21 protein-coding genes and 1 tRNA gene are annotated in these 24,633 nt (G+C 70.5%); 12 read left to right on the top strand and 10 right to left on the bottom strand.

The window, feature by feature from the left end; all coding sequences use genetic code 11:
• Window positions 1-61 precede the first annotated feature (61 nt).
• Window positions 62-457, top strand: a complete 396-nt coding sequence (locus tag VGT80_RS14675; protein ID WP_327457051.1) for a hypothetical protein — start codon at window positions 62-64, stop codon at window positions 455-457.
• Between the two features lie 9 nt (window positions 458-466).
• On the opposite strand, the gene VGT80_RS14670 is transcribed toward VGT80_RS14675, so the two are convergent.
• A complete protein-coding gene (locus VGT80_RS14670; protein ID WP_327457050.1) occupies window positions 467-1,873 on the bottom strand; it encodes an amidase in 1,407 nt (468 codons plus the stop codon).
• 98 nt (window positions 1,874-1,971) lie between these two features.
• Between VGT80_RS14670 and VGT80_RS14665 the strand changes: the two genes are divergently transcribed.
• The 8 genes from VGT80_RS14665 to VGT80_RS14630 all read left to right on the top strand — a co-directional run bounded on the left by VGT80_RS14665 (window position 1,972) and on the right by VGT80_RS14630 (window position 9,040).
• Window positions 1,972-2,047: transfer RNA gene (locus VGT80_RS14665), tRNA-Thr, on the top strand.
• A 79-nt stretch (window positions 2,048-2,126) separates the two neighbouring features.
• Window positions 2,127-2,324 (top strand): hypothetical protein, encoded by a 198-nt coding sequence (locus VGT80_RS14660; RefSeq protein ID WP_327457049.1) that lies wholly within the window; start codon window positions 2,127-2,129, stop codon window positions 2,322-2,324.
• A 61-nt stretch (window positions 2,325-2,385) separates the two neighbouring features.
• The gene (locus tag VGT80_RS14655) at window positions 2,386-3,246 is read left to right on the top strand and encodes a hypothetical protein (RefSeq protein ID WP_327457048.1); all 861 of its coding nucleotides are present in this window, start codon (window positions 2,386-2,388) and stop codon (window positions 3,244-3,246) included.
• A gap of 68 nt (window positions 3,247-3,314) precedes the next feature.
• Window positions 3,315-3,983, top strand: coding sequence for a hypothetical protein (locus VGT80_RS14650; protein WP_327457047.1), 669 nt, complete (start codon window positions 3,315-3,317; stop codon window positions 3,981-3,983).
• Window positions 3,976-5,019: a hypothetical protein gene (locus tag VGT80_RS14645; protein WP_327457046.1), complete on the top strand. Its 1,044-nt coding sequence runs from the start codon at window positions 3,976-3,978 to the stop codon at window positions 5,017-5,019. The genes VGT80_RS14650 and VGT80_RS14645 overlap by 8 nt, the downstream gene beginning before the upstream one ends.
• Window positions 5,016-6,629 (top strand): hypothetical protein, encoded by a 1,614-nt coding sequence (locus VGT80_RS14640; RefSeq protein WP_327457045.1) that lies wholly within the window; start codon window positions 5,016-5,018, stop codon window positions 6,627-6,629. The genes VGT80_RS14645 and VGT80_RS14640 overlap by 4 nt, the downstream gene beginning before the upstream one ends.
• Window positions 6,626-7,051, top strand: coding sequence for a hypothetical protein (locus VGT80_RS14635; RefSeq protein WP_327457044.1), 426 nt, complete (start codon window positions 6,626-6,628; stop codon window positions 7,049-7,051). The genes VGT80_RS14640 and VGT80_RS14635 overlap by 4 nt, the downstream gene beginning before the upstream one ends.
• Before the next feature lie 63 nt (window positions 7,052-7,114).
• Window positions 7,115-9,040 (top strand): TIR domain-containing protein, encoded by a 1,926-nt coding sequence (locus VGT80_RS14630; protein ID WP_327457042.1) that lies wholly within the window; start codon window positions 7,115-7,117, stop codon window positions 9,038-9,040.
• A 4-nt stretch (window positions 9,041-9,044) separates the two neighbouring features.
• Here VGT80_RS14630 and VGT80_RS14625 read toward each other — a convergent pair whose 3' ends face one another.
• The 3 genes from VGT80_RS14625 to VGT80_RS14615 all read right to left on the bottom strand — a co-directional run bounded on the left by VGT80_RS14625 (window position 9,045) and on the right by VGT80_RS14615 (window position 13,978).
• Window positions 9,045-10,706: a hypothetical protein gene (locus VGT80_RS14625; RefSeq protein WP_327457040.1), complete on the bottom strand. Its 1,662-nt coding sequence runs from the start codon at window positions 10,704-10,706 to the stop codon at window positions 9,045-9,047.
• 5 nt (window positions 10,707-10,711) lie between these two features.
• Window positions 10,712-12,613 carry a di-heme-cytochrome C peroxidase gene (locus VGT80_RS14620; protein WP_327457038.1) on the bottom strand — a complete coding sequence of 634 codons (1,902 nt, stop codon included), beginning with the start codon at window positions 12,611-12,613 and terminating at the stop codon, window positions 10,712-10,714.
• 111 nt (window positions 12,614-12,724) lie between these two features.
• Window positions 12,725-13,978: a TetR/AcrR family transcriptional regulator gene (locus VGT80_RS14615; protein WP_327457036.1), complete on the bottom strand. Its 1,254-nt coding sequence runs from the start codon at window positions 13,976-13,978 to the stop codon at window positions 12,725-12,727.
• 143 nt (window positions 13,979-14,121) lie between these two features.
• Here VGT80_RS14615 and VGT80_RS14610 point away from each other — a divergent pair, with 143 nt between their 5' ends.
• Entirely contained in the window at window positions 14,122-15,534 is a 1,413-nt protein-coding gene (locus VGT80_RS14610; RefSeq protein WP_327457034.1) for a M20/M25/M40 family metallo-hydrolase, read from the top strand.
• A 13-nt stretch (window positions 15,535-15,547) separates the two neighbouring features.
• Entirely contained in the window at window positions 15,548-16,000 is a 453-nt protein-coding gene (locus tag VGT80_RS14605; protein ID WP_327457032.1) for a YaiI/YqxD family protein, read from the top strand.
• Between the two features lie 13 nt (window positions 16,001-16,013).
• Here the strand turns inward: VGT80_RS14605 and VGT80_RS14600 are convergent, their stop codons facing one another.
• Both VGT80_RS14600 and VGT80_RS14595 read right to left on the bottom strand, forming a co-directional pair.
• Entirely contained in the window at window positions 16,014-16,217 is a 204-nt protein-coding gene (locus VGT80_RS14600) for a helix-turn-helix transcriptional regulator (RefSeq protein WP_327457030.1), read from the bottom strand.
• A complete protein-coding gene (locus VGT80_RS14595; RefSeq protein WP_327457028.1) occupies window positions 16,210-16,677 on the bottom strand; it encodes a hypothetical protein in 468 nt (155 codons plus the stop codon). Before VGT80_RS14595 ends, VGT80_RS14600 begins: the two co-directional genes overlap by 8 nt.
• 128 nt (window positions 16,678-16,805) lie before the next feature.
• Between VGT80_RS14595 and VGT80_RS14590 the strand changes: the two genes are divergently transcribed.
• On the top strand, window positions 16,806-17,321 hold the full coding sequence (locus VGT80_RS14590) for a cytochrome c family protein (RefSeq protein ID WP_327457026.1): 516 nt from the start codon (window positions 16,806-16,808) through the stop codon (window positions 17,319-17,321).
• Window positions 17,322-17,561: 240 nt separating this feature from the next.
• On the opposite strand, the gene VGT80_RS14585 is transcribed toward VGT80_RS14590, so the two are convergent.
• From VGT80_RS14585 to glpK, 4 genes are all read right to left on the bottom strand, one after another.
• The gene (locus VGT80_RS14585; protein ID WP_327457075.1) at window positions 17,562-20,813 is read right to left on the bottom strand and encodes an efflux RND transporter permease subunit; all 3,252 of its coding nucleotides are present in this window, start codon (window positions 20,811-20,813) and stop codon (window positions 17,562-17,564) included.
• Window positions 20,813-21,865 (bottom strand): efflux RND transporter periplasmic adaptor subunit, encoded by a 1,053-nt coding sequence (locus VGT80_RS14580; protein ID WP_327457024.1) that lies wholly within the window; start codon window positions 21,863-21,865, stop codon window positions 20,813-20,815. The genes VGT80_RS14585 and VGT80_RS14580 overlap by 1 nt, the downstream gene beginning before the upstream one ends.
• A 401-nt stretch (window positions 21,866-22,266) precedes the next feature.
• A complete protein-coding gene (locus tag VGT80_RS14575) occupies window positions 22,267-23,037 on the bottom strand; it encodes a class II aldolase/adducin family protein (RefSeq protein ID WP_327457022.1) in 771 nt (256 codons plus the stop codon).
• A 63-nt stretch (window positions 23,038-23,100) separates the two neighbouring features.
• Entirely contained in the window at window positions 23,101-24,594 is a 1,494-nt protein-coding gene (glpK, locus tag VGT80_RS14570; protein WP_327457020.1) for a glycerol kinase GlpK, read from the bottom strand.
• Window positions 24,595-24,633 lie beyond the last annotated feature (39 nt).

The raw sequence follows: 24,633 nt of genomic DNA, 5'->3' as shown, positions 1-24,633 counted from the left end.
AGCGTCACCGTCGCAAGCTCTCCTCACGCCGGATTTCGGCGCAACGAAAGGAGAGTTGCACATGACGAAGAAGATCATCCTCGGCGCGGCGGCGGCCTGCGCTGCTCTTGTCTCCCTGACCGCCACGGCGGCCAGCGCCGATCCCTGGTGGACGCACGGCGGACGCGGCGACGGCGACGATGGTGGTCGGTTCTACGAGCGCGTCTATTCCGCCGACAGCCTGATCCAGCGCGAGGATCGCATGGCCGACCAGATCCGCCGGCTGAGCGATGGTCCGCAGTTCAATCGGTGGGAAGCCGGCCAAGCCTGGCGCGGGCTGAGCGAAGCCCGTCAGCAGACCTGGCGCGAGATCCGCGAGCATGGCCGGGCGCTGCCGGCCGACGACTACTATCGGATCGCCCAGCGGCTCGACGGCGTCGAACGCTTCATCCGCCAGGAAGCCCACGATTGGGACTGACGCTCCGGCCTAGAGCGGCGCGATCCTGTCGAACCAGGGTTGCGCCTGCTCCAGCTGGCCGGCCAGGCGGAAGAGCAAGCCCTCCTCGCCGATCTTGGCGACGAACTGCACCCCGATCGGCAAGCCCGCGGCGCTCCAGGCCAGCGGCACGGTCATCGCCGGCTGGCCGGAATTGTTGAACGCCTGGGTGTTGGGCATGAACGAGAACAGACGTTCGGTGATCTCCTTCGGGTCCTCGAAGATCCAGCCCACCGGCACCGCCGGCCGGCCCAGCGTCGAGAGCAGGAAGATGTCGTAGCGTTCGAACAGCTCGGCCGCCGCACGGCCGTAGGCGTGCAGCGTCTGGACGGCGCGGACATATTCCGAGGCGGCCGTCGCCTTGCCGCGGCGATAGGCGCCCATGGTCAGGCCCTCGGCGTCGCCCTCGTCCACCGGCCGGCCGCGGCGCTGCGCCTCCGCATCCATGTTGGCCGCGACGCTGGCCGACATGACCACGCCGGCCGCGGCCTGCATGGCGGCGTGGTCGCCGGGCAGGCTCGCGTCCTCGACCGTGTGGCCGAGGGACTCGCACAGCTTGGCGGCGTCGCGCACCGCCGCCGCACACTCCGGATCGAGGGTGCGGCCCACGGTCAGCGAGCCCGCGAACATGGCGATCCGCAGTTTGCCGGGGTCGCGGCGCGCCTCGTCGGCGAACGGCCGCTCCGGGGGCTCGAGGAAATAGGGGTCGCCCGGCTGCGGCTGGCACACGGCGTCCAGCAGGGCGGCGCTATCGCGCACCGATCGCGTCACCGCGTGCTGGATGGAGGCGCCGGCCCAGCCCTCGCCATTGGGGGCGAAGGACACCCGGCCCCGCGAGGGCTTCATGCCGAACAGGCCGCAGCAGGAGGCCGGAATGCGGATCGAGCCGCCGCCGTCCGAAGCATGGGCCGCCGGCACGATGCCCGCCGCCACCGCCGCCGAGGCGCCGCCGGACGAGCCGCCCGGCGTCCGCGACAGGTCCCAGGGATTGCGCGCCGCGCCCAGCAGCTCGGATTCCGTCACCGGCCACAGGCCGAACTCCGGGGTGTTGGTCTTGCCGAAGATCGACAGCCCCGCGGCCTTGTAGAGCCGCGTGATGGCGCTGTCGGCGGCCGGCGTCACCTGGGCGAACATGCGCGAACCATAGCTGGTCGGGACCCCGCCCAGCGCCGCGCCCAGATCCTTCAGCAGGAAGGGCACGCCCGCGAGCGGTCCCTCGGCGGTCGGTTCCTTGCGGGCGCGATCGCTCAGGTCGAGAGTGACCGCGTTGACCTTCGGATTGACCTCGGTCATCCGCGCGACCGCCAGGTCCAGCAGCTCCCCCGCCGCGACCTCGCGTTTGGCGACCAGCGCCGCCAGGCCCACGGCGTCGTGGCGGCGGTACTCTTCGAAGTTCATCTGGACGCGCTCCCTGCTTCTTGGCCCGCACGCAAGCACAGCTCCAAGCCGCTTGCCAGCCCAGGCGTGGTCCCCGCATAACCGCCGCGGAGCGGTTCGCCGGATTAGCTCAGCTGGTAGAGCAGCGGTTTTGTAAACCGAAGGTCGCGGGTTCGAGTCCTGCATCCGGCACCATCGCCCGCGGCCCCTCCGCGCCGGATCGTGACGGGGCCTGGCGACGGTGTTAGCGTCTCGGCCGAACGGGACGCGCTGGATGCGGCTCTACACATTTTATCCGATCACCGACGACGGCGCCTCGTTGTCCGAGAAGGCGCTCGCCTTCGACTGCGATGAGACTGCGGTGGCCCACGCCCACCAGATCCGCCGCGACCACAGCGCCTGCCTCGAGGTGGTTGTCTGGGATGGCGAGCGCCTGGTCTTCACCCTCACCGGACCGAGGCCCGACTTTTAGGCGGCGCTTGGAGGCCGCGCCGATACCGTGCACCTTCCGCCCGACGAATGAAGGCGGGGCCATGGTCAAGCGTATAGTCCTCGGCGGCGGCGTGATCGTCGCGCTGCTCGCCCTGGTGGCGGCCGCGGCCACCCTGACCTGGCGGCCCATGACGCCCGGCGAGGTGCGACGGCGCACCGTTCGGCTCAACGAGATGGCCGGGATCGATACGCCGCATCGCACGCTGGACAAGCACGGCGTCCGCCAGGCCAACCTCGCCCTCTTTCAGGCCGTGGAAGCCGGCCGGCCGCTCTCGGCTGCCGACAGCGCGCGCTATCGGATCCTCTATCAGTCGATCCTGAAGGACCGGCAGGGCTTCCTGCACGCCTTCGACCACGAGATGACGGTCGAGACCGATGTCGGCATGGCGCGGCCCAACAACGTCGGCTCCCTGGGCATCGGCGGCGGCCACGACCACCACGACGATTCCGCCATGGCCAACTACCGCAAGCTGCGCGCCGAGCTCGCCGCGATCCGCGCCGCCCACGGGCCGCTCGCCCCGTGGCGCCGGACGCTCGCGGCGACCGCGGCCCACAAGAACCTCAGCGACATCATCCTTCACCTGGCGACCGCGCCGCAGACCAAGTCGGTGCCGCCCGCCCCGCTGGCGCCGCCGGTCGACGCCATGGATGCGGACTACCAGGGGCTGTTCCTCGCCTACAAGCGCGCCCAGTTCGCCCGGGTGAACTCACCCGAGTATTTCGCGGCCCTGCGCATCGCCCTCGACCGCTATTCGGACCTGGCGCTGCGCGTCGAGGCGCAGCTCCAAAGTGAGCTTTCGCCGGTGGAGCGCGGCCTCGCCGGCCGCTGGGACGGCTGGCAGTCGCTGACCCCGCCGCCCTCCAAGAGCCTGGCCATCCGCCCAGAGCTGATTCTCGCCTGACGCGAACGGCGAGTTGCCGCGCCAGCCCAAAGCCCTCACAGTGTTCCCCGGTTTGAGGGGGCCGCGGCATGTCGAATATCGCCGGCAAAGCCTATGCGATGAACGTCCTGACGCCGGTGCCGCCCTGGCGAACACCGATCCAGATGATCATCTTCATGGCCGTCCGCGCCATGCCGGACCGGCTCCGCGGCCTTCTGGGGCTGAAGCTGATCCATTTCGCCCGCTGGGTGATGATCCGCCGCGACCAGTGGCCCGACCTCGGACAGCCCAGGCCGGCGCTCAACAACGACTACGTGCTGTTCATCTCGAACTTCAACGGCACCTGGGACCAGTATATCGACGCCTTCGCCGACGGCCTGCCGGGCGGCCTCGACCTGCTCTGGTGGGGCAGCACCAAGTACCCGCATTCGATCCCGATCTCGGTGTTCAAGGACTACATCACCGCCAACCAGATCGACACCAACTACTACTACAACGCCACGCCGGGCGCCGCGCAGCGCGACATCAAGGCGGCGTTGCGCGTGCGGGAGGAGATCCTGGCCCTGGCCCAGGTCCATGCGGCCGGCGACGTGGCCGCCTTCGCCGCGGCCTATCGGGCGGCCTTTGCGCGCCTGGCCAATTCGCTGGCCGCGCCGGGCTTCGCGCCCGTCGCCTCCGTCGCCACCTACAAGGCCGACCTGGCGCGCCGCGACTACTCCGAACTGATCGGCGAGCCGCGGGAGGCGCAGCATGCCTAACCTCGATGGCGGCCACTATTTCCTGACCGTGCTGGCCCCGGTGCGGGTCGACACCATGGTCGACCGGATCGTCGGACACTCGCTCTCCCACGCCCAGCTCCTGGTGCAAAAGCTCGCCCTCTTGCCCACCGGCCGCCAGACCGCCGTCTCGCCGCCCGGCGCGCCGCCCTCACCGTTCGCCGCCAACACCCTCAACCACTTCGCGCGCTTCGCCTTCATCTCCGGGCCGCACTTCAACGGCCGGGTCTCCGGCGACGCCATCGTGGCGGCCGCCACCAGCCTCGACCCGCTGAAGGCCCAGCCGGTGGATCAATTCCCCACGCCCTACCTCCTGTTCGCCGCCGAGTTCGACGGCCAGGGCAAGGATGCTCCGACGGCGTTGCGCGACTATGCCGAGGCGCTGTGGGCGACCATGCGCCAGGACCTGCAGGACGTGTTCGGCCATTGCGTCGGCTTCGAAGGCATCGAGACGGCGGAGCGTTTCCACCACTATCTCCGCCGCTGCCAGGTGGAGACCACCGTCCCCTTCAACGACTACTGGGCCCACGGGCTCAGCGCGGCGGCGGCCAAGCCGCCGATCTGGCCGGCCGCCCTGGCCGGAGGCGCCTTCCTCCTGGGTTTCGTCGTCTGGCTGCTGGCCGCGATCGTTCACGGCTTCGAGCTGCGCGCCGCCGCGCACCGGCCGGTGGCCGGCTGGTTGGCGCGCTGGGTCGCCCGCGCGGTGGCCGACGGCGTCGTGATCCTGCCGATCCTGGCGGTCCTGACCGGGCTCGCGCTCTGGTACGCCGTCGCCTGGGTCTATCGGCGCGCCCGGCCGCCGTTCCCCACCGCGCCCGGCAGCGACCTGCGGACCATCCTGAAAGCCCTGTTCCTGCAGCAACGCTTCACCGAGCTGGCGATCGAGACCCAAGGCCTGGACGACGCGGCCCTGCACGCTCGCTTCGGCGACTTCCTGGCCGCGGTGAGGCCCGATCAGGCGGCGCCGGCGCAGGTGGCCGGAGAATGCCACGCCGCCATCCTGGAGCCCACCGCGTGACCTACCTCGATCTGCCGGACATCCAGGGCAACATCCATCGGCCCTATGGCCGCTTCGGCTTCCCGTTCGCGCGACACCTGTTCTTCAGCATCTGGGACGCGGCCTCCGGGCGGCGCTTCATCGAGGCCGTGCGGCCGCGCGTCACCACCGCCGAGCCCTGGGATCGGGAGGAGACCGACAACGGACGAACGCGCGTCAAGAAGCCGCCGATCACCTTGAACATCGGCTTCAGCTACGAGGGCCTGAAGCAGCTCGAGCTTCCCACCCGCACCCTGCGCCTGCTCCCCGACGAATTCATCGACGGCATGCAGTGCCGTGCGCAGATCGTCGGCGACGTGGGCGGCAGCGCGCCCGAGACCTGGGACCCGGCGTGGCGCAGCAGCCATCAGGCCGCGCATATCTGGATCGCGCTCAATGTCGGCGCCGGCCCGGACGGCCAGCCCCTCCCCAAGCTCAGGCAGTGGACGAACTGGCTGCTGGCCCTGGCCAAGAGCTGCGGCGGGGTCACCCTGCTGGAAGGCCACGGCGCCGAGGGCGACCAGCCCTGGCAGGACTCCGCGGCGCTCACCACCCAGCTCGCCGACGGGACCACCGTCCCCTGCGCCCGCGAGCCGTTCGGATTCACCGACGCGATCAGCGACCCGGTGTTCATCGGCCAGTTCGGCAAGGGGGCGGAGGCCCTGGCCGCCATGGGCGGCGGCAAGATCGGGCCGGGCCCGTTCCACGAGGACACCAGCTGGTCGGCGCTGGAAACCGGCGAGTTCATCCTTGGCCTTCCCGATGAAGGCCAGGAGCTGCCGGTCGCCACCGCGCCGGCCCGCTTCGCCCGCAACGGCACCTTCATGGTCTGGCGCAAGCTCAAGCAGGACGTCGCGGGCTTCGACGCCTATGTCGACGCCCAGGCCGAGCTCTGGATGCGCGTCACCGGCGTGGCGGACAAGACCGAGGCGCGCGAGACGATCCGGGCCAAGATGGTCGGCCGCTGGAGCTCTGGCATCCCGCTGATGGCCGCGCCCACCTGGGCCGAGCACCAGACGCTCTACGACCAGTACAAGGACTGCATCGAGATCTCGCTGCGCAAGCCGCGCGACAGCGCCGAACAGCAGCGGCTCGCGCAATATTCCAGGCTCCTGACGTCATTCCGCTACGGCGACGATCCGGAGGGCGCCAAGTGCCCGTTCGGCGCGCATATCCGTAGAGCCAACCCGCGCGACATGCTGGATCCGTACCTGACGGCCACCGAAGGCACGACGGCGCTGGTCAACCGCCGCCGCATCCTGCGCCGCGGGGCGACCTACACCGATCCCAATGGCGAGACCGGCACGGTGTTCATCGCCATCTGCGCCAGCATCTTCCGGCAGTTCGAGTTCGTGCAGCAGCAGTGGATCAACTACGGGCTCGATTTCGAGGGCGGCAACGACACCTGCCCGCTGGTCGGCAGTCGCGCCCAGTCGCACAAGCACGTCATTCCGGCGGGGCCCGCCAACGCGACGCCGTTCATCGCCGCCCAGATGCCCCAGTTCGTGACGACGCGCGGCGGCGACTACTTCTTCATCCCCAGCCTGACGGCGATCCGCGCGATCGCCATGGGCGTGATCGACCCCACATGACCCTCGCCGCCGCTTCCCGATGGATGCTGGCTTCGCGCGGGCTGCTGGGCCTTGCCGGCGCGGGCCTCGTCGTCGACGGAGCTCTGCACTGGGCCCTCTATGGCCGTCCGGGCCTGGCGGCGATCGGGGCCTCCGACCTCACCGGCTACATGAAGGCGAACTACCAGACCTTCTGGGTCGCCGACGTGGCCACCCTCTGGACCGTGGGCCTGGCCTGGCTCTGGTCCGCGGCGCGGACCGGCGCCGCGTCGGCCGGTGTGATCGCCCTGCTGGCCGTGATCCCCGCCGCGCTCGGCGTCCTGAATGTCGCCAATCACGGCATGCCGATCGCCAGCTTCAACATGCTCGCCGCGTCGGCAGTCGGCCTGCTGGGCGCGCTTTGCCGGGCAATCGTCCCCAGAACGGGTTCAGCCCCCTTGTGACGCGACGCGCCAGCGCGTGTAACATGCCGGTCGAATTCAGCTTTTCGGGCACGGGGCCGCGGGTTGCCGGACGTCTTCATCTCCTATGCGCGGGCCACCGAGGCCACCGCCGAGCGCGTCTCAGCGGCGCTGCGGGCGCTCGGCTATGAGGTCTGGCGCGACGATCAGCTGTCGCCGCACCGCACCTATGCCGACGAGATCGAACAGCGGCTGCGCACGGCCCGCGCGGTCGTCGTGCTGTGGTCCACGGAGGCGGTGAAGTCCCACTGGGTGCGCGCCGAGGCCGACCTGGCGCGCAACGCCGGCACGCTGGTGCAGGCCACGCTGGAGGGCGCGGTCCCGCCCATGCCCTTCAACCAGATCCAGTCCGCCGACCTCTCGGGATGGCGCGGCGAGGCCGATGCGCCGGGCTGGCGCAAGATCGTGGCCAGCGTCGCAACCCTGGCCGGCGCGGCGTCAGCGAAGGCCACCGGCAGCCTGGCGCCGCCGGGGCGCCCGACGCTCGCGGTGCTGGCCTTCGACAACCTCTCCGGCGATCCGGAGATGACCTATTTCTCCGACGGTGTGTCGGACGAAATCCTGCAGACGGTCTCACGCACCTCGGACCTGACGGTGATCGCCCGGTCCTCCAGCTTCCAGTTCCGCGGCGCCTCGAAGTCCACGCGCCGCATCGCTCAGGAGCTCAACGCCACCCACCTGCTGGACGGCTCCGTGCGGCGCAGTGGCCAGCGGGTGCGCATCTCCGCCCAGCTGGTCGACTGCGCCACCGAGACCACCCTGTGGACCGACCGCCTCGACCGCGAGCTCTCCGACGTCTTCGCCCTGCAGGACGAGATCGCCGCCGCCGTGGCCGAGGCCCTGAAGGTGGCCTTCGCGCCGTCCGCCTCGGTTCAGCGCGTCGATCCCACGGCCTACGACCTCTATCTGCGCGCCCGCACCCTGTCGGTGGATCAGGACGCCACGGCGACCATCGAGCTGCTCGAACAGGCGGTGGCCCACGCGCCGAAGTTCGCCGCGGCCTGGGCCGCCCTCTGCGACGCCCGCGCGACGCAGGCCCGCTGGGGACCGCGCCCCAAGCCCTATGCGCAGCTGAGGGCCGGGGTCGAGGCGGCCGCCAGGATCGCGCTCGATCTCAATCCGCATGCGGGTCTCCCCTACGCCGCCCTGAGCCGGCTGGAGGCTATGGGCGAATACGCCCGGCGCGAGGCGCTGCTGCGCCAGGCCCAGGCCCTGTCCCCCGACGAGCCCGACACGCTCACCGCCCTGGGGGCCTTCTGCAACCACGTGGGCTTCGTCCAGGAGGCGCTGGGCTATGTGCAGCGCGCCTGGGAGCTCGACCCGCTCTATCCGGAGGCGGCCAATGTCTATGGCGCGGTGATGGCCGCTTCGGGCCGCCATGCCGAGGGCCTGGCGCTCTACGAAGGCTTCCGCGCCCGCTGGCCCGAGCACGAGGTCTTTATCGTCGGTCCGCTCAACTATGCGGCGCTGCGGGGCGACTGGCCGCTCTACGACCAGCTCGTGGAGATCGCCCACGCCAGCGGCTCCGACGACGCCAGCCTGAGGTCCACCCTGCGCATCGGCGATGCGCTGCGCCATGGCGACGAGACGGTCAAGGCGCGGCTCCTGGACCGCATGCACGACCAGCTCGCCCAGACCGGCGCCGTGCCCCTGCACAGCCTGGTCACGGCGTCCGCGCTCGGGCTGACGAAGGAGAGCTTCGAGATGATCGATGCGTCGTCCTACGCCTTCATCTTCGAGGAAAGCGGCGCCGTGCCGGCCGGCGTCTACAACCCCGGGATCATCTTCGATCCGACCTACAACAGCGCCATGATGCGCGACGTCCGCTTCGTCGGTCTCTGCGCCAAGCTCGGCCTCTGCCGCTATTGGGTGCAGGCGGACCGCTGGCCCGACTGCGCGCAGGCGCTGTCCGAGCACTACGATTTCAAGGCCGAGGCCCGCCGGCTGGTGGACGCCCCGGCGCCCGCCTGAGCGCTCAACCGCCGCGGAACAGGCGCCTGCGCTCTGCGGCTTCCGCCCAGCGATCCTCCTGCGCCACTTCCAGGGCCGCCGCGGCGGTCAGCGCGTGGCGGTAGTCCGCCAGCTTGGCGGCCGGGGGCAGGGCTTCCAGCACCCCCTTCAGGGCCTCCTCGAGGGCGGCGCTGCGATAGGCCTCCTCGCGGAACGACAGGGTGGCCTCCATGGCCAGGCACGCCGCCCCGATCGCCGGCACGATGGCGCCGGTCATCAGCACGGCCCCGGCGATCCAGTGGGGGAGTTCATAGCCGGTCGCGACCTCGGCGCCGCGCGCCACCAGATAGCCCGCGAGCGCCGCCAGCAGCAGCAGGAAGCTGCCGTTTTCCACCAGGTGCAGGCGGTGGGCGATGTGGCCGCTCGCGCGCGCCTGCTCGCGGTGATAGGCGGCCTGTCCGGCGATCAGCTCCGCCACGGCCCAGCGACCCCAGCGGGCCACGCGCTCGGGGTCGAAGGCGCCCTCGACCATCCCGGCGCGGCGGCGAACCTCGCGCGCCGGCCCCGCCACCGTGCCGCCGCCGGATCCGCCGAGCCCGAAGGCCCAGCCCACGCGCTCGAACCGGAACTGCTCGGCCAGCCGCCGCGCCCCGCCCCAGGCGTGGTGCCGCGCCGACTGGGCGGCCCGCGACCACAGCAGCAACGCGGCCAGCCCCAGGGCCAGTTCCAGCGCGACGGCGTAGATCTTGAAGTCCGGCCAGACCGCCGGCGAGGAGCCCACCGCGGCCGCCAGCACCGCGACCGCCAGCAGCAGCAGCTGCTGCGAACGGTGCACCGCCCCGATCCGGTCGGCGCGACGATCCGCGGCGCGATAGGCCTCGTCGAGCCGCGCGAAACCCGGCTGGGCGGCGAGATCGGCCGGCGGCGCCGGCGCCGGCGAGGATGCGCCCGCGGGGCGGCCGCCCACGGACCGCCGGAAATGGCGATAGGCGCTCCACAGGCTGCGGTGGAGCCAGTCGTCGAAGGCCCGGGCCGGTCCCCGTCGCTCCCGCTCCGTCCACAGCGCCTCGGGGTCTTCAACAGCGGCGGGCAAGACCGCGGCGATCGCCTCTGGCGTCGCGGGCAGCAGGCTGGCGGGAGCCTGGTCCAGACGTTCGAGGAATTCCTGGAAGCCATAGTCGTGGGCGAATCGGTCGGGCCGGATCAGCTGCGGCCGCACCTCGCCGGGTTTCAGCCACAGGACCGGCACGCCCCGTTCCAGCGCCAGGCGAACGGCGTCGGCGGTGCCGCCCGCGCCGCGTCCCGCCCGGCCGTTCCAGACGGCCACCAGCAGGTCCGCCGCCTCGATCATCCAACTGGTTTGCGCCAGGTGGGCGCTTCGCCCCGCGGCCTCCGCGGCCGCGCCGTCGAGCCAGGTCTCGGTCCAGTGGCTGGGCACTCGCGGCTGCCTGGGCCGTGGCAGGAACGGGTGGACCAGATGTATCGCGCCGAGGCCCGCGGCCTCCCAGGCGGTCGCCGCCAGCCGGTCGGCTCCAGCCGCATCGCCGGAGAGCAGCCGCCCCTCGCCGACGCCCGCGGCCTTCAGCAGGGCGAACGCGCCGTCGAGCGCCTTGCGGACGGGCGCGGCTCGACCGAGGTCTTCGGCCCTGGCGTGGCCTGCGAACGCGACCTGGAGAAATGGAATCACGCGGTCTATTCGCCCAAGATTTTGAGATATTCCAGCAAGGCGCGCCGATCGGCCTCGCTCACCGAAGCTGGCAGGTAGTCATGGCCTTCGTTGGAGTTGCCGATGATGACCTTGCCCTCATCGTCCATCACCCGGAAGAGCGAACTCTGCCGCCCGGCGGTCGTGACGTAGCCAACCTTGTCGGGATCGAACTCGCGCGAGCCCACATAGAAGCTCCTGGGCCGGCGATCCGGCGGCAGGAGAAGGTCGTAGAGCGTCGGGACCGAGCCATTGTGCAGGTAGGGCGCGGTCGCCCAGACGCCGCTCAGCGGCCGGGCCCTGTAGCCCAGGGTCAGGTCGCCCGCCGAGATCTTCGGCTGGCAGGCGCGCAGCCTCGCCTGCAGCATCCGACGACGCAGCTCGGCCGCGCTGGGGGGCGTCATGGCGCTCATCACCGCATGGGCGAAAACCCGCGGCGGCGGGTGGATGCCGATGGCGCTCTGCGCCGCGTTGACGAGGATCTGCCCCTTCCGCTCGGTGAGGATGGCCGAGACCATCGACACCAGCATGGCTGACACCGGCTCCCGCGCCCCCAGGGTTTCATGGCCTGGCGCGCCGAGGCGCTGGCCCTCCATGGCGCCGGTCTGCGCCTCGTCCAGAACCGCGTTGCAGGCCATCAGCCGATCGGTGCTCGCCAGCGGCCCCTGCTGCGCCGCCGGCAGGTAGGTCCGGCAGTCGCGGGCCCCGCTTTCCGGGTTGGCTGGCAACAGGTCGTCGGCGAAATAGCTCATGCAGTCCAGTGGCCCCGCGCCGCCGGCCCGCACGCGGGTCTTCAGGTCGTCGCGCTTCACCTCATAGTGGCAGGCCGCGCAGTATTGCCCGTACAGCGCCTTGCCGTGGGCGGCCTTGGCGGTGTCGATGGGGAACAGGTCGCGCGGCCAGCGTGGCGGCTTGAGCTGGTCGATCTGCTGTTCGATGGCGACCAGGCTGCTGATCTGCTGGCTCGCCTGATAGGTCTTCACCGTCCCGTGCGGGGCCGTCACGTCGCCGTAGACGCCGGTCACCTCGCCCATGTTGCGGCCCAGTGCGCCCAGGTCGAAGACCTGCGAGGTCAGGCCCGGCCAGCGATGGGCCGCGGCCATGCCGTTCCATTCCACCTGCGACTGCTGGCCAAGATTCCACAGGAACGGATAGCTGACCGGGGCGTCGGGCTCGTTGCGGTTCTGCTGCGCCGCCCCCTGATTCGCCACGAACGCCACCTTGTTGAAGATGTGCCCGATGGCGTCGAGCCGGCCGAATCCATACTCGGACTGGGTCTCGTTCATCCCCGCGATCGTGCCGTGATAGTCGCTGAGCGAGGCCAGCGCCGCATGCAGGGTCTGGCGGTTGACGTCGGATGCGCCCGCGCCCAGCACCCGGTCGGCGAAGCGCTTGAACTTGGCGGGATCCTGAACGGTCTGGCGCAGCGCGCCCGTGAAGGCCGCCTCGAAGCTCTGGAAATCGATCAGGCTCGCGCCGCCCTCCACGCGCCGGCTGTGGCCGCGCCAGGTCAGGTCGGCGGTGTGGCAGGCTGCGCAGGTCATCCCGACCCACGGCGCCTTCAGCCCCTGCCCCGGCGGCCAGCGCAGGCGGGTGTGGTTCAGCTCGGTGTCGTCCTGAATATCGATGGTGAAGCCGATCGGCAGGGCCCCTGGCTGGGGCAGGAAGCCGAACCGCTGCATATAGGCCTTGTCGAGGAACAGGCCGCCGCCGTCCGGCTGTTCGAGCGCCAGGAACCAGACCTTCGGAATCAGCCGCGATCCCTGATCGCCGCCGTACCAGTCGGCGAGCTGCCGGCCTGTCCAGCCCTGTTCGAGGTCCGTCTTGTCGGGGCTCCCCCGGCCGGGGACAGTGCAGGCCGCGCCGGCCAACAAGATAGCGCAGGCCACGGCCGCCCAGGGCCAAAGACGCGCGGCTTTCCCCATGTCTGGCCCCCCGAGCCGTTCGGGAGGTTCGCACAGCCCCGCCCAAGGTCAACCGTCGCATGTCGGTCGGCGCTGCTAGGCGTCGATGAGCAGTCCCGTGAAGAAGGGCCGCACATAGTGGTCGGCGACATTGCCGGTGGTCAGCCCCGGCGCCCAGAATTGCAGTTCGGCGGCGGCGTTGATCATGCCGGTGATCATCTGGGCGCCCACACTGACGTCGAGCGGCCGGACCGAGCCGTCGGCGACCCCGTCGCAGAGGACGGAGGCGAACCTCAGCGAGAGGCGGTCGAAGCGGCGGATCAGCTCCGGCTGCATCGATTCCGGCACGGTGGTCAGCGCCGAAGTCCGCAGCAGGGGCGAGGCCCCGCCCCATTGATGTTCCACCAGGGCGGTGGCCGCGGAGACCAGCACCTCGAGCCCCGAACCGCCGCCGGCCTCCGCCGCGCGGATCGCCCGCCACATGACGTCGAAGGTGCGCTGGAAACAGGCGGCGACCAGCTCATCCTTGGTCTCGTTGTGATGGTAGAAGGCGCCCTTGGAGACGTTGAGCTTCGCCGAGATCCGCTCCACCGAGGCGCCGTGATAGCCCTCGGCGTTGATCAGTTCGGTGGCCGCCCGCAGGAACAGCTCCGACGAGGCGTCGGCGCGCGGATCGTTGGCGTGGGTGAGATCGAGCTTGCGGGCGCGCGGCCAGGGCGTTCCGGGCGCGGCGACGCCGTCGAGCAGGATCGAGCCGGCGCGATCGGCCGCCCGCGCGTAGTCGACCGGCTCGAAGTCGCGCAGCCAGGCCACGGCCCAGAAGGCTTCGGACAACAGCAGGTGCGCGCGGGCGTTGCGCTGCAGGGGCGGCAGGCGTGGACCGCCCGGCCGGTCCAGCAGCCGCCGCGCGCTACGGAACATGGTGACATAGGCGTCGTTCACCGCGGGCGCATTCAGCGCCCGCACGTCGTTGAAGACGGCGATCTGATCGGCCGCACCCACCGCCGCCTGGTGCTTGAGCTCGAAGAACAGCGCGAGGAATCGCAGGATGGCCTCGCGCGGGTCGGCCGCGCCCCGCGCCTCCCCGATCAGCCCTTCGAAGCGTTGCAGGGCCTGCAGGAAGCAGGCCGACGCCAGCTCCTCCTTGTTCCTGAAATAGTAGATGACCCCGGTCGGCACGAGATCGAGGCGGGCGGCCACCTCGCCGAGCGTCATGCCGCGGATGCCCTTGCGGTTCAGTTCCTCGACCGCCGAGGCGATGATGGCGCTGCGCCGGCGTTCGAAACGCCGGGTCGGCGCGCGAGGCCGCGGCGCGATCGCCTCACCGTCTTCCAAGGCTTCCTGACTCATCAAACCGCTCCGCCCGCCGGCGAGCGTACGCCACGGGCTCCGGCGCAGGATAGCGCGCCAGGTCCTTGCCGCGAAAGGCGGCCCGATCTTCCGATGCTTGCCGCCGCATGCTTTAAAGTCGGCGCGATCAGTCAGGGGATTCCATGCATCGGTTCCGTACCGCGCTCGCCGCGCTTCTCGTGCTTGCGCCCGCCGCCGCCTCGGCCCAGGCGCCCCAGCTCAGACCCGACCAGGTCGAGTTCCGCGGCATCTACAAGGAGCTGGTGGAGACCAACACCACGCTCTCGGCCGGCAGCTGCACCGAGGCCGCCGCCAAGATGGGCGCGCGCCTGAAGGCGGCGGGATATCCGGACAGCGACCTCACCTATTTCGCCGATCCCAAGCACCCCAAGGACGGCGGCCTGGTCGCCGTGCTGCACGGCTCCGACCCCAAGGCCAGAAGCCTGCTGCTCTTGGGCCACATCGATGTCGTCGAAGCCCATCGCGAGGACTGGACCCGCGATCCCTTCGTCCTGGTGGAGGAGGACGGCTACTTCTTCGGCCGCGGCACGAGCGACATGAAGTCCATCGACGCGGTCTGGGTCGACACCATGATCCGCCTGAAGAAGGCGCCCAAGCCGCCCCGGGGCACGCTGAAGATGGCGCTGACCTGCGGCGAGGAGTCCGACGGCGCCTTCAACGGCGCCGACTGGCTGGCCAAGAACCGGTCAGACCTGGTGCGCGCCGACTTCGGCCTCAACGAGGGCGGCGGCGGCCGCCTGGACGACCAGGGCCGGCGCGAGACGCTGGCGGTGCAGGTGGGCGAGAAGGCCTACCAGGACTATCGCCTGACCGTGACCAACCCGGGCGGGCACTCATCGAGGCCGCGGCCCGACAACGCCATCTATCAGCTTGCCGAGGCGCTCTTGAAGGTGCGCGGCCATGTCTTCCCGATGAAGCTCAACGACACCACCCGCGCCGCCCTGGCTCCCCGCGCCGAGCGGGCCGATGCGCCCGGCCAGGCGCTGAAGCGCTTCCTCGCCAATCCGCAGGACATCGAGGCCGCCAAGCTCGCGGCCGCCGACCCCAGCATCAACGCCGTCCTGCACACCAACTGCGTGGCGACCCTGCTGTCGGCGGGCCACGCGCCCAACGCGCTGCCGCAGCGGGCCACGGCCAACGTCAACTGCCGCATCTTCCCCGGCGAGAGCGTGGAACAGACCCGCCAGGTCCTGGTCGGCGTCATCGCCGATCCGGCCGTCAAGGTCGAGGCGACGGACCCGAACAAGCCGCTGGCCGTGCCGCCGCCGCTGGATCCCAGGGTGATCGGACCCATGAAGGCCATCGCGGCCAAGCACTTCCCCGGTGTGCCGCTGGTCCCCTCCATGGCCGCCGGCGCCAGCGACGCGGTCTATTTCGGCCAGATCCACATGCCGATCTACGGCGTGCCCGGCATCATGGGCGATCCCGACGGCAATGGCGTGCATGGCCTGAACGAGCGGCTGCGCGTGCGCTCGCTCTACGAAGGCCGCGACTATCTGTTCGACCTGGTGAAGACCTACGTCGGCGAAAGCTGACCAGGCGCGCGCCGTGCGCATCTTCATCGACGCCGACGCCTGTCCGGTGAAGGACGAGGTCTACAAGGTGGCCGCGCGCTACGGACTGAAGACCTTCGTCGTTTCCAACGGCTTCATCCGCACGCCCCTCTCGCCCGCCATCGAGTTCGTGCTGGTCGACGCCGGGCCCGACATCGCCGACGACTGGATCGCCGAGCGCGCCGAGCCGGGCGACCTCGTGGTCACGAACGACATCCCCCTGGCCGATCGGGCGCTGAAGAAGGGCGCGGCGGCGATCGCGCCGAACGGCCGGGCGTTCACAGTCGACAGTATCGGCTCGGCGCTGGCCGGCCGCGCCATCGGCGAGCACATCCGCTCCACCGGCGAGATCACCGGCGGGCCCAGGCCCTTCGCGGCCGGCGATCGCTCCCGCTTCCTGCAGGCGCTGGACGAGGCGGTGAACCGCGAGCGGCGCAAGCGGCGCTGAGCGGGGGGCGCCATCAAACGAGCTGGAACAGGGCCTCGACCGTGGTCTCCAGCGCGCGGGCGAGCTTCAGGGCCAGAGTCGTCGAGGGGACGAAGACGCCGTTCTCCACCGTGTTGATGGTCTTGCGCGTGACGCCGACCCGTTCGGCCAGTTCCGCCTGGGTCCAGCCGCGTTCGGCGCGGGCCTCGCGCAGACGGTTGGTCAGACCCTCAGCCATAGGCCTGCGCGCGGCGCTCCAGCATGCCGAAGACGAGCAGCGCTACGGTGACGCCCGCGCTGAGCACCGCGTGGATCACCACCCGCGTGCTGAGCGGCTCGAAGAGATTGATCGCGTAGCAGATGACCGTCGCGGCCATGGCGCCCCAGAAGCCCGCCTCCAGCCCGCGGCGGCGATGGTCGCGGGTGACCTCGTCGTTGAGGATCTCGCGCACCCGCCGCGGGGCCCACCAGCCTCCGCCGGTCGCCAGGAACGCCAGCAGCACCAGCGCCCAGACCAGGTAGGCGGCGACCTTCACGTGGTTGGCGCTATTGCCGACGTTGAGCTCGCTGGGCGAGGTGGCGAAGTAGTTCACCTGCCACAACAGGAAGAACAGACCCTGCACGAACATCAGCCGGGTGCGGCGGCGCTGCAGGTGTTCGATCCGCTCGGCGGAGGGATGCTCGGGCTCGGGGGGCATGGCGGTTTTCCTAGTCACCTATAGGTGACATGTAACCTATAGGTTTCACGCCGGTCAAGCCGCTTGCATCGCGGACTCTCTGCGCTAGCTTGCCGCACCTTTTTTTAGCCCCCGAGGAGACCTACCCGATGCGCCACCTGGGCCTGACTGTCGCCGCCGCGGCCGTGGCCGCCGCCCTTTGCGGCTGCGGCAAGTCCTCGACCACCAGTTCGGACCAGTCCCAGGCGAGCCAGCCCTCCGCCACCTCAGCCTCCAGCCAGCCGGCCGAGCCGACGCCGGAGCAGAAGAAGCAGGCCGTGGCCCAATTGCCCGCGCCCTACAACACCGGCGACCTGGACAACGGCGAGGCCAAGTTCGCGGTCTGCAAATCCTGCCATACGCTCGCGCCCGGCGGCCCCGACATGACCGGCCCCAACCTGGGCGGCCTGTTCGGCCGCAAGGTCGCGACCAAGGCCGGCTATGCCTATTCCGATCCGCTGAAGGCCCAGAGCTTCACCTGGGACGCGGCCCACCTGGACACCTGGCTGACCGATCCCAAGGCGATGGTCCCCAACACCAAGATGACCTTCCCGGGTTTCAAGGATCCCAAGGACCGGATCGACGTCATCGCCTATTTGAAGGCCGAAACCAGCCCGCATTCGTAGAGCTGGAGGTCCACAGCGTCTCCGGGGCGTACTCTGAAATTTGACAACCTTGACGCGCATTTCCGGGCGGCGCATGGTCGGCTGGTCGACCCAAGTCTGTGAGATCGACATCCCCTCCGCGTGGGGCGCCGCCCCCGGTCCCCGCGCGGCGCGCGTGCTGACCGCTCCCCCCGCGGGAAGCCCGCGTCCCAAACCCATCTGGCCCTCCCGGCTTTCGGGAGGGCCCTTTTCTGGGATCAGCTATTCGGCGGCGTTGGCGACGCGCGCGGCCTCGGCCTCTTCGAAGGCCTCGATGCGGCGGGCGGTGTGCTGCGGCGACTTCGTGAAGCGGGCCAGCAGGTTGTAGAACACCGGCACCACGAACAGGGTGACCAGCGTCGCGAAGATCGCTCCGAAGAAGATGGTCACCCCGATGGTCTTGCGGCTCTCGCCGCCGGCCCCGCCCCAGACGATCAGCGGGATGGCGCCGAACGCCGCGGAGATCGAGGTCATGATGATCGGCCGCAGGCGCAGCGAGGCGCTTTCGATCACCGCCTCGCGGATCGACAGGCCCTGGTCGCGCAGCTGGTTGGCGAACTCCACGATCAGGATGCCGTTCTTCGCCGCGATGCCCACCAGGATGATCAGCCCGATCTGGCTGTAGGTGTTCATGGTCGAGCCGGCGATCAGCAGGCCGAACAGGCCGCCGAGCGCGGCGATCGGCACGGTCAGCATGATCACCGCCGGGTGGATCCAGCTCTCGAACTGCGCCGCCAGCACCAGGAACACCAGCAGGAGCGCCATGCCGAACGCCAGTCCGACCGAGCCGCCGGCCTCCAGATAGTCGCGCGCCGTGCCGCCCCACTTGTAGCTGACGCCGGGCATGTCCTTGAGCTTGGCCTCGAAGAAGTTCACCGCCTCGCCGACCGAGTATCCGGGGTTCAGCTGCACCGAGAGCGTAATCGCGCGCTCGCGATCCACGCGGTTGCGGCTCGGCGTGTCGCCGCTGACCTTGGCCTTGGTCAGCGACGTCAGCGGCACCAGCGAGCCGGAGGCCGCCCGCACATAGACCTTGGACAGGTCGCGCTGGTTCATCCGCTGCGGGCGGTCGCTCTGGACGATGACGTCATATTCCTGGCCGGACTTGATGTAGGTGGTGATCCGTTCGGAGCCGAACAGGGCCTGCAGGGCGTCGCCCACCGCCTGCGGCGTGACGCCCATGGTGGCGGCCTTCTCGCGGTCGATATCGACCAGCAGGCGGGGGCTGGTGGGCTCGTATTCGATGCGCGGACGCGCCATGCCGGGGTTGGCCTGCGCGGCCGCCAGCAGCGGCTGGATCTTGGCGTTGATCTCCGCGTACTCGTTGCCCAGCAGGATCAGGTCCATGTTGCTGCCGCCGCCCCCGCCGCCGGCGCCGCCCCGTTGCAGGCTCGGCCGAACCGAGGCGATGACGCGGGCTCCGGTGATCGAGGAAAACTCGCGGTTCAGCTGGGCCGCCAGCTCCTGGGAGCCGATCTTGCGGTGCGCATTGGGCAGCACCGCGTTGGCGTTGCCGCTGTTGTAGGACACCCCGCCGAAGCCCGGCAGCGAGACCGTGTAGCGCGAGATCGTGCCGTCGCTTTGCAGCTGCTGCATGCGCGTCTCGACCCGCTTGGCGATGGCGAGCGTGTAGTCGTACCCCGCGCCCTCCGGCGACAGGATCGCCACGTCGACCCGGCCGCGGTCCTCGTTGGGCACCAGCTCGCGGGGCAGCACCTGGAACAGGCCGAACGCCGCGAGGCCCAGCGCCAGCACCAAGGCGCCGGCCGCGATGGTCGCGGTGCGCCGCCCAAGCAGGCCGTCCAGCGAGGCGTGGTAGGAATTGCGCAGGGCGCGCATCGCCTTGTCCACGCCGCGCGCCAGCCAGCCCTCGCCTGCGGCCGGGCGCAGCAGGCGCGAGGCCAGCATCGGCGACAGGCTGAGCGCCAGGACCGCGGAGAAGAACACCGCCGCGGCCACCGCCACCGCGAGCTCGCGGAACAGCCGCCCGATGTAGCCGGGCATGAACATCAAGGGCGCGAAGACCGAGATCAGCACGATGGTGGTGGCGACGACCGCGAAGAACACCTGCCGCGCGCCGCGCTGGGCCGCGACGATGGGCGGCTCGCCCTCGTCGATCCGTCGCTGGATGTTCTCCACCACCACGATGGCGTCGTCGACCACCAGGCCGATAGCCAGCACCAGCGCCAGGAGGGTCAAGAGGTTGATCGAGAACCCCAGCGGGGCGAGCACGATGAAGGTCGACAGGATGCAGATCGGGGCCACGATGGTCGGGATCAGCGCCGCCCGCCCGGTGCCCAGGAAGACGAAATTCACCAGCGCCACGATGGCCAGCGACAGGGACATGGTGATCCACACCTCCTGGATCGCCTGGCGGGTGAACTCCGAGAAGTCGATGGCCACGATCAGCCGGGTGCCCCGGGGCAGGACGCGGTTGATCTCGTCCACCGCCTTGTAGGTGCCCTTGGCGATCTCCAGGTCGTTGGCCTGCGACTGGCGGGTGACGGCGATGCCGACCTGGTCCTGGCCGTTGGAGCGGAACAGGCGGCGGCGTTCGTCGGGCGCCTCCTCGACGCGGGCGATGTCGCCCAGCCGGGTGACATATTCGTTGGTGTTGGACGCGTTCGCCACGGTGTTGCGGGCGCCTTGCGCCGCCCCGGCGCCGGACGAGGCGCCGCCGACCGCCGCCGAACTCTGCGCCGGGGTCGGGCTGCGCGAGATCGCCGCCGCGCCCACCGGGGTGATCGGCATGCGCTCGAAGTCGGCCGGGTTCGAATAGGCGCGCGCCACGCGGATGGTGAAGTCCTTGGCCGGCGCCTCCAGGGCGCCCGCCGGCAATTCCAGGTTCTGGCTGTTGAGCGCCGCCTCGACGTCGCCCACCGTCACGCCGCGCGCGGCCATGGCGTTGGGGTCGAGCCAGATGCGCATGGAATAGAGCTGCTGGCCGGCCAGGTTTACCTGGGCCACGCCGTCCACCGTCGACAGCCGCTCCACGATGTAGCGGTTGGCGTAGTCCGACAGCTGCATGCGGTTCAGCGTGGTCGAGACCAGGCTCAGGAACAGGATCGGCTGGCTGTCGGCGTTGGCCTTGGCGATCTGCGGCGGATCGGCCTGCAGCGGCAGCTGGCTGGTCACCCGGCTGACCGCGTCGCGCACGTCGTTGGCCGCCTGGTCGAGGTTGCGGTCCAGGGTGAAGGAGATGTTGATCCGCGAATTGCCGTCGCGCGACGACGACTGCACCCGGTCGACGCCCTGGATGCCCGCCACCTGGCGCTCGATCACCTGGGTGATGCGCTCCTCGACGACCTCGGCCGAGGCGCCGCGGTAGTTGGTCTGGATCGACACCACCGGCGGGTCCACGCTCGGCAGCTCGCGCACCGGCAGGGAGAAGAACGAGGCGAGGCCCACCACGCACAGGATGATCGCCGCGACGGCGGCGAAGACGGGCCTGCGGACCGAAAGATCGGAGAGCATCATGCGGCGGGCTGGCCGCCGGGCGGGCGTCCTCTCCCAACATGTCCGGCGGGGCCTGCGTGCGGCGCACCGGGGCCCAAGGCGCCGGGCGGGCCGCCCAGGCCGCCGGGCCGGCCGCCCGCGATACGCACCGGCTGGCCGGGCTGCACCTTGTTCAGGCCGTCGGCGACGATCCGTTCGCCCGGCTTCACGCCGTCGAGGATCTCGACGAAGTCATCCTGGCGAAGGCCGGTGACCACCGGCCGCTGCTCGACCACGGTGCGCGGCCCCGCGGCGTGGATCACATAGACGAAGGCTGAGTCGCCCTGCACCGACACCGCCGACTCCGGCGCGGCGAGCGCCTGGCGCTGGCCGCGCGAGATGGCCACGCGGATCAGCATGCCGGGCTTCAGCCGGCGGTCGGGATTGGGGAACTCGGCGCGCGCCGTGATGGCCCGCGTGCGCTCGTCGACGCGGGTGTCGATGCGCTGGATGCGGCCGCGCACCTTCTGGCCGGGATAGGCGTCCACCGAGGCGTCGATGGCCTGGCCCTCGTGGATCTGCGACATGGATTGCTCGGGCACCTGGAAATCCACGCGGACCGAGGTCAGGTCGTCCAGGGTCACGATCGGCGCGCCCGGATTGACCAGGGCGCCCGGGGCGACATCCGAAAGGCCGACGACGCCGGCGAACGGCGCGCGGATCATGCGGTCGGCCGAGCGGGCCTTGGCGGCGTCCAGGTCGGCCTTCGCCGACAGCCAGGCGGCCTGGTACTGGTCGACCGCAGAGCGCGATGCGAAGCCCTTGTCCGCCAGGGTCTTCCACCGCTGATACTCGCGCTCGGCCTGCAGCAGCTTGGCCTGGGCCTGGGCGACGCCGGCGTCCTGCTCGGTGTTCTTGAGCTCGACCAGCACCGCGCCCTGGCGCACCGACTGGCCGTCGGAGAAGCGCACCTTGTCGATCAGCTGGGTGGTCGCCGCCGTCAGGGTCACCGAGCGGCGGCCCTTGGCCACGCCCAGCACCTCGAGGTCGTCCTGGAACACCCGCGACTGCGGCGTCGTCACGGAAACCATGGTCGGCGCGCCCAAGCCACCGCCGCGACCACCGGGGCCGCCGCCGCGCCCCCCGCCCGCGCCGCCACCCGGTCCCGCACCCGCAGCGGGTCCGCCTGGGCCGCCCGGCGCGCCGCCGGACTTCCCCGTCGCCAGCTTCAGGCCGCCGGCCACGACCATGACCACCAGCACGAGCAGCGCGGCTACAAGGAAAAAGTGGCGTCTAAACAATCCGCTGTGCTCCGTCGCCCAGGCCGCGACCGGCCCTGGATTGAGGCCGATCAGGGGCGCTCTTAGGCGGTCGCATATACGTGGTCCAGTGACACCGCGATGACTCTAAGTTTCTCGGCTGAAACAAGACGCGCGGCGAATGCGGCCGCCTCCCGGGCGACGGCCGTGGAAAATCAGGCCGGGAGACGCCCTCAGGCGTCGTAGCCGGGCAGCTCTCGATCGAGCTTACGCAGGCAGCCGGGCCAGGCGAGCTGGCCGCCAATCCCGCGCCCGGTCTGGCCCTTCACCTCGTTTTGCGAGGCCTGCGGGGCAAACAGCACGTTCTCGCGGCCGGCCGACAAGGCCATCACCTGCTGCTTGCAGGCCCGCTCCAGGTAGAACATCCCGACCCAGCAGTTGGCGGCGGTCTCGCCCACCGACAGCGTGCCGTGGTTGCGCAGCAACATCAGGTTCTTGGTCCCGATATCGGCCACCAGCCGCTCGCGTTCATCGAGGTTGAGCGCGATGCCCTCATAGTCGTGATAGGCCAGCTGAGGCAGCACGATCAGCGCATGCTGCGACAGGGGCAGCAGCCCCTCTTTCTGCGCCGCCACGGCCACGCCCTGGTCGGAGTGCAGGTGCATCACGAATTTGGCGTCCTCGCGCGCGGCGTGGATCGCCGAGTGGATGGTGAAGCCCGCCGGATTGATGAAGTAGGGCGTCTCCTGGAGGATGTTCCCCTCGAGGTCGATCTTCACCAGCGACGAGGCGGTCATCTCGTCGAACAGCAGCCCGTAGGGATTGATCAGGAAATGGTGCTCCGGCCCGGGGATGCGGGCGGAGATGTGGGTGTAGATGAGGTCGTCCCACCCGTGCAGGGCGACGAGCCGGTAGAGCGCGGCGAGATCCACCCGCGCCTGCCACTCCTCGGCGCTCACCTTGCCCTTGAGGGATGTGACGTCGACGACCGATCCGTCCGCCATGGCCCGTCTCCTGGTTCCAGATTTGTGTCTCTAGGGTCCTCTCAGCGGACTGGCGCGTCAAGTTCAGGTGCGCACGCGGGCGACCGCGTCGAGCCAGCGAGCGTAGGCGGCCTCGCGGCGCCGCTCGTCCATGGCCGGGGCATAGCCCTCGGTGTTGGGCCGCGAGCCGGCGGCCTCCTCCAGGCTTTTGTAGATGCCCGCGCCCAGGCCCGCGAACAGCGCCGCGCCCAGCGCCGTGGTCTCCTGGTAGGTGGCGCGGGAGACGCTGACGCCCGTCAGGTCGGCGAGCCGCTGGGCGAACCAGGCGCTGCGCGACATGCCCCCGTCGATGCGCATCTCCACCGCGCCCTTGAAGGCCTGCGGCGCATCGGCCCGCATGGCCTCGATAAGGTCGCGCGTCTGCAGGGCGCACGCGTCGAAGGCGGCTTGGCTGATTTCCGCCAGGCCCGCGTCGCGGGTCAGGCCGAAGATCGCGCCGCGCGCATTGGCGTCCCACCAGGGGGCGCCCAGGCCCGTGAAAGCCGGAACCAGCACCACCCCATGATCCTCCCGCGCCGAGGCGGCCAGCCGCTCCGCCGCCTGGGGCCCGCCCTGAACGCTCAGCTCCTCGCCTAGCCACTGGATCGCCGCGCCGGCGATGAAGATCGCGCCCTCCAGAGCATAGGTCGTGCGGCCCTCGACCCGCGCCGCCACGGTGGTCAGCAGCCGCGCCTGCGAGACCGGCGCGGTTTCGCCGGTGTTGATCAGCATGAAGCAGCCGGTGCCGTAGGTGGCCTTCATCTCGCCGGGCGCGATGCAGCCCTGGCCCATGAGCGCGGCCTGCTGGTCGCCGGCCACACCGCGGATCGGGATGGCGCGGCCGAGGATCGCGGCGTCCGTCTCGCCGAAATCACCCGCGCAATCTAGGACTTGGGGCAATATATTCAACGGCGCGCCCAGCATGTCGCCCATCTCCTGCGACCATTCCTGGCGGCGGATGTCGAACAGCAGGGTGCGCGAGGCGTTGGTGGCGTCGGTGGCATGGACCCGGCCGCCGGTCAGCTTCCAGATGACCCAGGCGTCGATGGTCCCGGCCAGCAGTTCGCCCGCCTTGGCGGCCGCCCGCGCGCCGGCCACCTGGTCCAGCAGCCAGGCGATCTTGGTGCCCGAAAAATAAGGGTCCAGCAGCAGGCCGGTGATCTCGGTCACCCGCGCCTCGCGCCCCTCGCCGCGCAGCCGCTCGCAGGCCTCGGCCGTGCGCCGGTCCTGCCAGACCACCGCCTTGTGGATCGGCTTGCCCGTGGCCTTGTCCCAGATCACCACCGTCTCGCGCTGGTTGGTGATGCCGATGGCCGCCACCTCCTCCAGCCGTCGCCCGGCGGTCTCGACCGCTTCGCGCAGCACCGCGACGCAGGCTTGGTAGATCTCCTCGGCGTCGTGCTCGACCCAGCCGTCGTGCGGATAGAGCTGTTGCAGCGGCCGGCCGGCCTCGGCGAGCGCGTGGCCCTCGGCGTCGAACAGGATGGCGCGGGTGCTGGTGGTGCCCTGGTCGAGCGCGAGCAACAGCGGTTCGGCCATTCAACGTCCCTCCCCAAAATCTTGGCCGCGACGACGGGC

This window comes from Phenylobacterium sp. (assembly GCF_035944335.1).
In the GTDB taxonomy this organism is placed as follows: Bacteria; Pseudomonadota; Alphaproteobacteria; order Caulobacterales; family Caulobacteraceae; genus Phenylobacterium.
Note: the sequence above shows the minus strand (reverse complement) of the source record. Positions and strands in the feature narration are given on the sequence as shown.